Origin of the sequence: Mesorhizobium sp. M1066 (assembly GCF_040318635.1) — a bacterium.
In the GTDB taxonomy this organism is placed as follows: Bacteria; Pseudomonadota; Alphaproteobacteria; order Rhizobiales; family Rhizobiaceae; genus Mesorhizobium.
In genome coordinates, this window is the sequence record NZ_JAMYMR010000082.1 from 1 (window position 1) to 8,672 (window position 8,672).

Here is an 8,672-nt window from a genome sequence, read left to right on the forward strand (position 1 = left end):
CGCAGTGATCGGCGCCGGCGGGCCGACCAACGAGCGATCTAACCATCAAGTCGATTTCGGGAAAGTGCCTTGGCGCACCGCTTACCGCCCAGCATCCTATTCAGTATCACCTCAAATTGTGCCATCGCGCCGTCCAAGCCTGGAATTGCACGGCGGCCAAGTGCATTGCCTACATAGCCGCTGCGCTTGCCCGCCATGCGGCTGAGCCCGAGGTCGTCGAGCGTCGTCCTGCCGTCGATCTCCGGCCCAGCGACTTGGCCTTTCTCGACGCGCAAGGCGCCCAGAGCCTCGACGCCGTAAGGCTTCTGGCTGAAAGGCGTGCCGGCCTCGATCAACCGGGACCATACCTCGTCCCCCACACTCGCGCCGGCATAATCTCGTAAGCTAGCTGTGGAGCCTCAACAGGTTGTCCTCGGTTAGAGCGAGGCGACTGATAGGCGTTTTGGACTTTAGGCTGCCGTGTGGGCGATGCCAATTGTATCTGTGCAGCCAGACAGGCAGTTCGGCGGCGCGGTGATCTGACGTCGGATAGGCGATGGCATAGGCCCATTCGCGCAGTGCTGTCTGGATGAAGCGCTCGGCCTTGCCATTGGTCTTGGGCGTATAGGGTCTTGTCCTGACGTGCTTGAGGCCGAGATCGCGGCAGGCCTTGGCGAAGGCCTTCGATCTGTAGCAGGAGCCGTTGTCGGTCATGACGCGGGCTATGGCGACGCCCAGGCTGGCGTAGTAGGCCACCGCCGCCTTGAGGAAGGCGATGGCGCTCTCTTTTTTCTCGTCAGGCAGGATCTGCGAGAAGGCGATGCGGGAGGCGTCGTCGATGCAGACATGGACGAACTCCCAACTGCTGCCGCGCGAGCTGGCATTGCCGGTGCGTTTGCCGGTAATGCGATGACCGATGCGCTCGAAACGACCGAGCTTCTTGATGTCTATATGGATCATCTCGCCGGGATGCTCGCGCTCGTAGCGCCGGATCGGCTCGGCCGGTTCGATATCCCTGAGCCGCGACAGTCCGGCACGCTTGAGAACCCGACTGACGGTAGCGGGCGAGACGCCGACCTCATGGGCGATGTGCTTGCCGGTCCAACGTTGCCGCCGCAGCGCCATGATGCGCTCGGCGATCAACGCAGCGGTGGCCCGTGGCATATGGGCGGGCCGCGAGGAACGGTCGATCATGCCGGCCCGCCCTTCGGACTTATAGCGCTCGACCCAGCGCGCCACGATCTTGGCCGACACGCCGTAGATGCGCGCTGCATGGGCTTTGGAGAAAGCGCATTCTATCACCGACAGCGCCATCTCCTCTCGACGCAGCGGCGTGAGACGGGCAGTCTTGTGGATGTTCATTCGGACCCTCCGGTGAGTGCTGAAGCCTGGTAACTCCAGTCTCCCCGGTCCGGTCCGAATGGACAACCTCCCGAAAGCTCACAGCTAGCTCGCCGGAAAGCTGAGGCGAATGATGCGCAGGGGCCTTTCGAGATAGCTCTCTTCAAGCAGCCCCATATGCGGCCTCGCCTCGTTGGAGACGTCGAAATTGGATCTCGCAACTCTTCGGACCGGCCACCGACATCGCCGCCCATCCGTTGGTGACCGAAGTTACCGAAACGCGCAGACCCGGCCAGGCGATATCGAGCAGGAATTCGAGCCGGGACATCGCCTCCGCGGCCTTCGCCGGTCAAGGCACGCGCCTCGTCTGGTCCGGCGGCCTCGCACCAGCCGCATCTCGGCGACATAGGCCTCGCTCACGTCGCAGCCGGAAGCGCGTTCTTCTCGTCGTATCATTTCAGGTACCAAACGTGCATCATCGCCGCAGTCGCGGATCTAGCGCATCTCTGAGACCGTCGCCGATATAGGCGACGCTGAGTACAGTGAGCGAAATCGCAATGCCCGGCCACAGCACTAGTTGCGGGTAATCCTGAATGTATTCGATTCCGTCAAAGAGCAGCCGCCCCCAAGTCGGGAAATCCGGCGGAAAACCGAGGCCAAGAAACGATAGTAAGCTTTCCGAAATCACGGCATCGGCTATTTGGAGAGTGCTTGAGACAATGATCGGCGACATGATGTTGGGCAGCACATGACGACGGATAATCCGGCGCGGCGGCGCGCCGATGCTGCGTGATGCCGAAACGAATTCGCGCCGCTTGACGGCCAGAACTTCGCCGCGAACGACGCGCGCAGTGTGCATCCAACTCGTCAATCCGATCGCCGACACGATGAGGATGAAATTCCCCATCTCGACTCCGAAAATGTTCGCCACCGCCTCGCGGAACAGCATCACTGCGATCAATAGCAGTGGCAGCACCGGCAATGACAGAAAAAGATCAGTGAGCCGCATCAGCGGTCCATCAAGGGACTTGAAATAACCGGCAACGACACCGATAAAAGTGCCGAGAAAAATCGAGATGACCATCGCCGTCAGGCCGACGGCGATTGATATCCGACCGCCTGTCATCACCCGCGCGAGCAGATCGCGCCCAAGCTGGTCGGTGCCCAACGGATGGACCCAGCTTGATCCCGCGTTCAAAGTCGTGAAATCGATATAGGTGGGGCTCACGCGCCAAACGAAGGGGCCTAAGACGACGCCGACGACAATCAAGAAGAAGACGGCAGCTCCGGCGAGCGCGCCCTTGTGGGCCTTGAACTGGTCCCATACGTCCCACCACTGATTGCGCGACGGCGTCGCCAGCAACACAGGGTCCACGCCGGCGCTGGGATCGATAGCTCGTGTTTGCGAAACAAGCGCCTCGGCGATTTCTTTCGGGTCGGTGTCGCGAAGCAACTCAGTCATAGCGAATCCTGGGATCGAGCAAGCCGTAGAGCAGATCAGCGATCAAGTTGAAGCCGACGATTAGCACTGCGAAGATGAAAGCCAATGTCTGCACCATCGGCACGTCATTGGCGTATATGGCGGTGATGAGAAGCTGGCCGATTCCGTTTACCTTGAATATCTGTTCGGTCACGATGGCGCCGCCGAAAACGCTAGGCAGGCCAAGCGCAACTACGGTCACGACGGGGATCATGGAATTGCGCAACACGTGGATGAACACGACCGCGACCTCGCCCATGCCCTTGGCGCGAGCCGTGCGAACATAGTCCTGGTTGAGATTGTCGAGCATTGACGAGCGTAGATAGCGGCTGATGGAGGCGGTGGTCTGAACCGCCAGCACCATCACTGGCATGGCCATCTGCCGAAGCTGCTCCATGAAGCTGCTCCAGCTGTTGACGACGAGATTGGTGTTGTAGACGGTCGGAAGCCAGTCGAAGTAGACGGCGAAGATCATGATTGCCAGAACGCCTGAAAAGAAGGGCGGCACCGCAAGGCCGAGCATCGAAAGGAAAGTGCCGATCTGATCGAACACAGAATATCGTTTGTAGGCTGATACGATACCGATCGGCAAAGCAATAAGCACCCCGACTATATAGGCGAGGCCAACGACTAAAAGCGTCTGCGGAAGGCGCTCGGCGATGACGCTGAAGACCGGGCCGCGCGATTGCCAGGAGATAATGCGCTGCATACCGTCCGAAAAATGCGTCCCGAACAGGACGTCGAAGCCATGCAACGGCTCGATTACGAAGAATAGCTTCAGCCAAAGGAAATACTGCACGATGAGCGGCTTGTCGATGCCTAGAGCGGCACGCATGTTCGCGCGCACTTCAGGTGGAATGGTAGGCGGCAACTGCGATAACGGATCGCCTGGCGCTATTTTGAGCAGCGAGAAGATCACGAGGCTGATCAATAGCAGCGTCGGGATCGCGATAAGCAGTCGTCGGATGGCATAGTTGAGCATGCGCCGGACCTATTGCTGCCGGCCGGGGCAACAATGCCCGCGGCCGGCGTGGAACATGGAAAGCTAGGCGCCCTCACAAGAACGCGCAGGGAACCTACTTTTTGCGATTCCAGTCCTGGGCGTTCCACAACTCGGAATCCCAAGCGTTCATGACAGTTCCGCCCAGCGTATTAGAGGTCGCCGAGACATTGGCGCGCCAAACCATTGGCATAATCGCGTAACTGTCCGCCAACATGGTATTGAGCTTTTTCACTATCTCGCCACGCTTCTTGACGTCGGCGGTATTGCCGAGTTCTGTCACCAACGCATCGTATTTCGCGTCGCAGTAGCGAGGGACATTCCAGCCTTGCCACTGAGTGTCCGGCCGCGGAGCCTTGTCACAGGTGTAGCTTTCGACATATGAGCCGAAATCGGTACCGCTAGCGTAGTTGGTCCACATTTGGACGTCGACATAGAACTTCTGGGATGTGTCCGGGCTGCTCGAATCACTGCCGAACAAGACAGAAGTGTCTAGGCTCTTTAATTCGACGTCGACGCCGATCTCGTGCCACCACTGCTTGATGATCGCCTGGAACTGGTTGCGTATCGAGTTGGTGATCGTCACGAAGGTGAGCTTCAGCTTCTTGCCGTCCTTCTCCCGGATTCCATCGGAATCCGGCTTCCAGCCCGCCTCTTCAAGAAGCTTCACGGCACCCGGAATATCCTGCTTCAGGCACTCCGTATTGCCGGCGGCGAAGTTTGCTGGCGCCGGAATCCAGTCACAGGTGGGCTTGCCCATCGAGCCGTAGCCGATCTCGCTCAACCTCGCGCGGTCTAGTGCCATCGACAAAGCCTTGCGCACGCGAACATCGCTGAGGATCGGGTTTGGATGCTTGGCCGTCGAACGCTCGTCCGGCGGGAGACTGGAGGAGGGATCGGTCAGGTTTATGAAGAGCGTTTCGACCCACGTCCCATAGGACGAGAGCACCTTGCCCTTGCCCGCTTTCTCCATCTTGCCAAGCACGTCCGGAGCGAGCTGCATGTTCATGGCATAGTCATATTCGCCCGTCTGCAGCACTGCACGGGCCGCCCCGAGCGCATCGCCCCCGCCCTTGTAGTTGACCTCGGCGACAGCGGGCTTGTTCGAATCGCGGTAGTTCGGGTTGGCCTTCAGCTGGACCGCGTCACTCGGCTTGAAGTTGGTGACGACAAACGGCCCAGTGCCGACCGGATAGAAATTGGCTTCTGTGCAGGTGGGGGCCTTCGCGCCGAGGCAGTCGGCGAACTGTTTGGCCTGGATGATTGGAGAGCTCGCGCTGACAAAGAGAGTATAGGGGACTGCTGTCGGCTCCTTGAAGGTTACTTTTACGGTCAGGTCTTCCAGTACCTCGACCTTGTCGACGCCCTGGAATCTGGCAAGTTGGGCGCAGCCCTTTGCGTCCATGCAGTAGTTGGCGGTGAAAACCACATCCTTCGCGCTAACGGGCGTGCCATCCGACCATTTGAGACCAGGCTTCAGTGTCCAGGTGATCGACTTCAGATCCTTGGAGACGCCGCCGTTCTCGATGGTTGGGATATCCGCCGCAAGCCGCGGGAAAAGCTCGCCGTTCTCGTCATAGCCGGCTAGCGGCTCGAGCACCAGCGAGGCAGGAATGGTGTCATTGTCGCTTCCCGAGAGGTAAGGATTCATCATCGACGCCGCCTGCCAATTCAGGATGTTGACGGCGCCGTCTGCGCCGCGTTCGGCAAAAGCAGACGTAACGAGTAGGGTCACTATGACCCCCGCCCTTAGAAGTGGTTTTAATCTATACATCCTGTTGTTCTCCTCTTTTTTTTAAACCTCGGCCTGGCTTATTCCGGCCTTGTTGCCCACGCCAAATCCTCATCTTGCGATCGCGGACGCGCGAGCCTTCCTGCGAGGGATCTTGCTTCCACTGCTTCACTCAGCTCTATGGCAAGCGACCCACCGGTCGCCGGCCACCTTTCGCCAGGCTGGTTGCTCTGACGCGCACCGGTCGAACGCAACCGGGCAGCGGGTACGAAATCGACACCCCGAAGGCGGATTGGCCGGGCTCGGCACATCGCCCGCTAGGATGATGCGGTGGCGCGCACGTTCGACCCCGGGATCCGGCACCGGGACGGCAGAGAGCAACGCCTTCGTGTAGGGATGCATTGGGTCTTTGTAGATGAGGGCGCGCGGGCCGAGTTCCATCACCTTGCCCAGATACATCACCGCCACATCGTCACAGAGGTGACGGACCATTGAAAGATCGTGGCTGATAAAGAGGTATGTCAGCGAGAACTGTTCCTGAAGGTCTTTAAGGAGATTGACCACCTGGGCTTGAATGGAGACATCCAAGGCGGCGATAGGCTCATCGCAGACTATGAAGTCCGGATTGAGCGCGAGCGCCCTTGCGATGCCAATGCGCTGGCGCTGGCCGCCAGAAAATTCGTGCGGATAGCGGTTGGCGAACCTCGGATTGAGACCGACGGAATCGAGCAACTCGCGAATCCGCCTTTCCTTTTCCTTGCCTTTTAGTGCGCCGTGCTCGTTCAGCGGTTCGGCAACAATGGAGCTGACGGTCATGCGCGGATTGAGACATGCCTGTGGATCCTGGAAGATCATCTGCATGCGCGGGCGGATCCGGCGCAGTTTGTTGCCCTCCAGATGCGTGATGTCTTCGCCATCAAACACGATGTGGCCCCCGGTAGTGTCGCAAAGGCGCAAGATGGCACGCCCTGTCGTGGACTTGCCGCAGCCGCTCTCGCCCACCAGCCCGAGCGTCTGGCCGCGCCGGACTTCCAGATTCACACCGTCCAGAGCTCTTATGCCGCCAGCTTGGCGCCCGAAGACACCCTGATAAGTCGGGTAGTGCACGGCCAGGTCATTGACGCGGAGCAGGACGTCGTTCCAGCTAGGCCGTGATTTTCTGGTGAGGATACTTGGTTCAGACATCGTCGCGCGGCCTCTGCTCGGTTACGTCCCACCAGCAGGCAGCTTCGTGACCTTCTCGCACCGGCATTAGCGGCGGCTTCTCGACGCGGCAGCGATTGAAGACATGCCTACATCGTGGTGCGAAAGGGCAGCCCGTGGGAAGGGCGGTAAGGTGTGGCGGTTGGCCGACGACACTCTTCAATCGCCCCTGTCCCGCCTGGTGGGGCCTCGGTAACGTCTCCAGAAGCGCGCGTGTATAAGGATGACGGGGATTTGCGTAGAGATCGTCGACAGCGGCGCACTCGACAATGAGTCCGCCGTACATGACCATCACTCGGTCGGCGATCCCGGCCACCACCCCGAGATCATGCGTAATCCAGATAATGCTCATGCCGATTTCCTGGCGGAGCTTCCTGACGAGTTCCAGGATCTGGGCCTGGATCGTCACGTCAAGCGCCGTCGTCGCCTCATCGGCGATGAGCACTTTTGGCTCGCAGGCAAGTGCAATAGCGATCATCACCCGCTGGCGCATCCCGCCGGAGAACTGGTGGGGATAGTCGTTTATCCGGTCCTGTGGCGAGGGTATGCCGACCAGGTAGAGAAGCTCGATCGCACGCTTGCGCGCCTCGCTACGGCTGAGACCGAAATGCTTCCGCAACGGCTCCATCAGCTGGTAGCCGACCGTCAAGACCGGGTTGAGCGACGTCATCGGGTCCTGGAAGATGAACCCAACCTCGCCGCCACGGACCCTACGCATTTCGCTCGGGTCGAGCGACAAAAGATCCCGGCACCCGAGACGCACCCTTCCAGACACGATTTCGGCGGGCGGCGACGGCAGAAGCTTCATGAGCGACATCATCGTAACGCTCTTGCCAGAACCGCTTTCACCGACAACGCCCAGCAGCTCGCCGGGCTGGAGTTCAAAGCTGATGCCGTTAACGGCGTGGATCGTGGTGCCGCGGGTCCTGAAAACAATCCGCAGGTCCGACACCTGCAAGACCGGCGCGCGTCGTTTATTCTGCGCGATGTCGGCTCCTCCAAAGCTACCCCCTCGGTTCACCGAACACCCTCCACCTGAACCCGGATTGCTCGCCCGTCTCGTATCAAGCTGTGCCGCGCGTGTCTCACGCTGAACAGGCAAACGGAAGCAATAGTTAACCGCCCCTTTTCTTTTCGATTATTGGCGGGGCTTTCCTTTCGATTATGGCGGGATGAGCGAACGTCATTCGCGTCTTCCATTGACCATCAACAGACGGGCGACCTGAGTCAATTGCAGCTTTTATATTGTCGTCATCTAGAAGCGAGATGGGTCGAGCCTGATCGGATGAGCGCGATTAGGGTGTGGGGAGGTGAGCGTGCCGCTAGTGCGGTTCGCCCTTGATGATTGCAGTCGAGCTCGTCGCGGTCGGACGCTGAGCGTCTTGGGCTGGCACTTGCATGCAGCATTTCCTGCTTGGTCACGTAGCCGATCGCGATCATTTTCCCGTCACTTCTTCGCTGTCGCGGGGCACGATCCCCCCGAGAGGCCGACCGTGAGGGGACGCGTCCGGGCCGGCCGAACCGCTAGGCCGCACCTGCAGCCAAGGACGCGAGCGGACGCACCTGTGAAGCGAAGCACCGCGACGTCGCCGCCGCAGGCGGCGGGAAAAAGACCAGGCGACGAGCGTTTCAGGGTGGGCCGGAACCGCTGTAGTCGCATCAGCAGGTCCATATCTCTGCCTGCACCACGACGTCGAGCCAAGGGCGGTGGTCGGCTCGGCCACGCACTAGCCGTGTCTTTTTGAATGCTTCCTCGAAAAGGTCGCCCGTGCGAAACAAGTGTTAGACGCACAACCAGCACAGCTTGGTGTTGTTAAATGCCGGCGTAACGTATTGGCGCTACGCCGGCATTGCAATCCTGAAAGAAGTCAGCAATTAACCAGCAGGTCACGTGACATGCTGCTTAGCGACTTCGCGCCTTTCTCGGTCACTCGGAC

At 59.8% G+C, this 8,672-nt stretch carries 7 protein-coding genes; all 7 read right to left on the reverse strand.

Going from position 1 to position 8,672, the window contains the following annotated elements:
* Positions 1-38 precede the first annotated feature (38 nt).
* The gene (locus NKH52_RS34860; RefSeq protein ID WP_352658046.1) at positions 39-359 is read right to left on the reverse strand and encodes a hypothetical protein; all 321 of its coding nucleotides are present in this window, start codon (positions 357-359) and stop codon (positions 39-41) included.
* A 25-nt stretch (positions 360-384) separates the two neighbouring features.
* The gene (locus NKH52_RS34865; protein ID WP_352658043.1) at positions 385-1,341 is read right to left on the reverse strand and encodes an IS481 family transposase; all 957 of its coding nucleotides are present in this window, start codon (positions 1,339-1,341) and stop codon (positions 385-387) included.
* 454 nt (positions 1,342-1,795) lie between these two features.
* Positions 1,796-2,782 (reverse strand): ABC transporter permease, encoded by a 987-nt coding sequence (locus tag NKH52_RS34870; RefSeq protein ID WP_352658040.1) that lies wholly within the window; start codon positions 2,780-2,782, stop codon positions 1,796-1,798.
* A complete protein-coding gene (locus NKH52_RS34875; protein WP_352658036.1) occupies positions 2,775-3,782 on the reverse strand; it encodes an ABC transporter permease in 1,008 nt (335 codons plus the stop codon). The genes NKH52_RS34870 and NKH52_RS34875 overlap by 8 nt, the downstream gene beginning before the upstream one ends.
* Positions 3,783-3,876: 94 nt before the next feature.
* Positions 3,877-5,574: a peptide ABC transporter substrate-binding protein gene (locus NKH52_RS34880; RefSeq protein WP_352658033.1), complete on the reverse strand. Its 1,698-nt coding sequence runs from the start codon at positions 5,572-5,574 to the stop codon at positions 3,877-3,879.
* A gap of 126 nt (positions 5,575-5,700) precedes the next feature.
* Positions 5,701-6,717 (reverse strand): ABC transporter ATP-binding protein, encoded by a 1,017-nt coding sequence (locus NKH52_RS34885; protein WP_352658030.1) that lies wholly within the window; start codon positions 6,715-6,717, stop codon positions 5,701-5,703.
* Positions 6,710-7,756 (reverse strand): ABC transporter ATP-binding protein, encoded by a 1,047-nt coding sequence (locus tag NKH52_RS34890; RefSeq protein WP_352658027.1) that lies wholly within the window; start codon positions 7,754-7,756, stop codon positions 6,710-6,712. The genes NKH52_RS34885 and NKH52_RS34890 overlap by 8 nt, the downstream gene beginning before the upstream one ends.
* Positions 7,757-8,672: the final 916 nt, after the last annotated feature.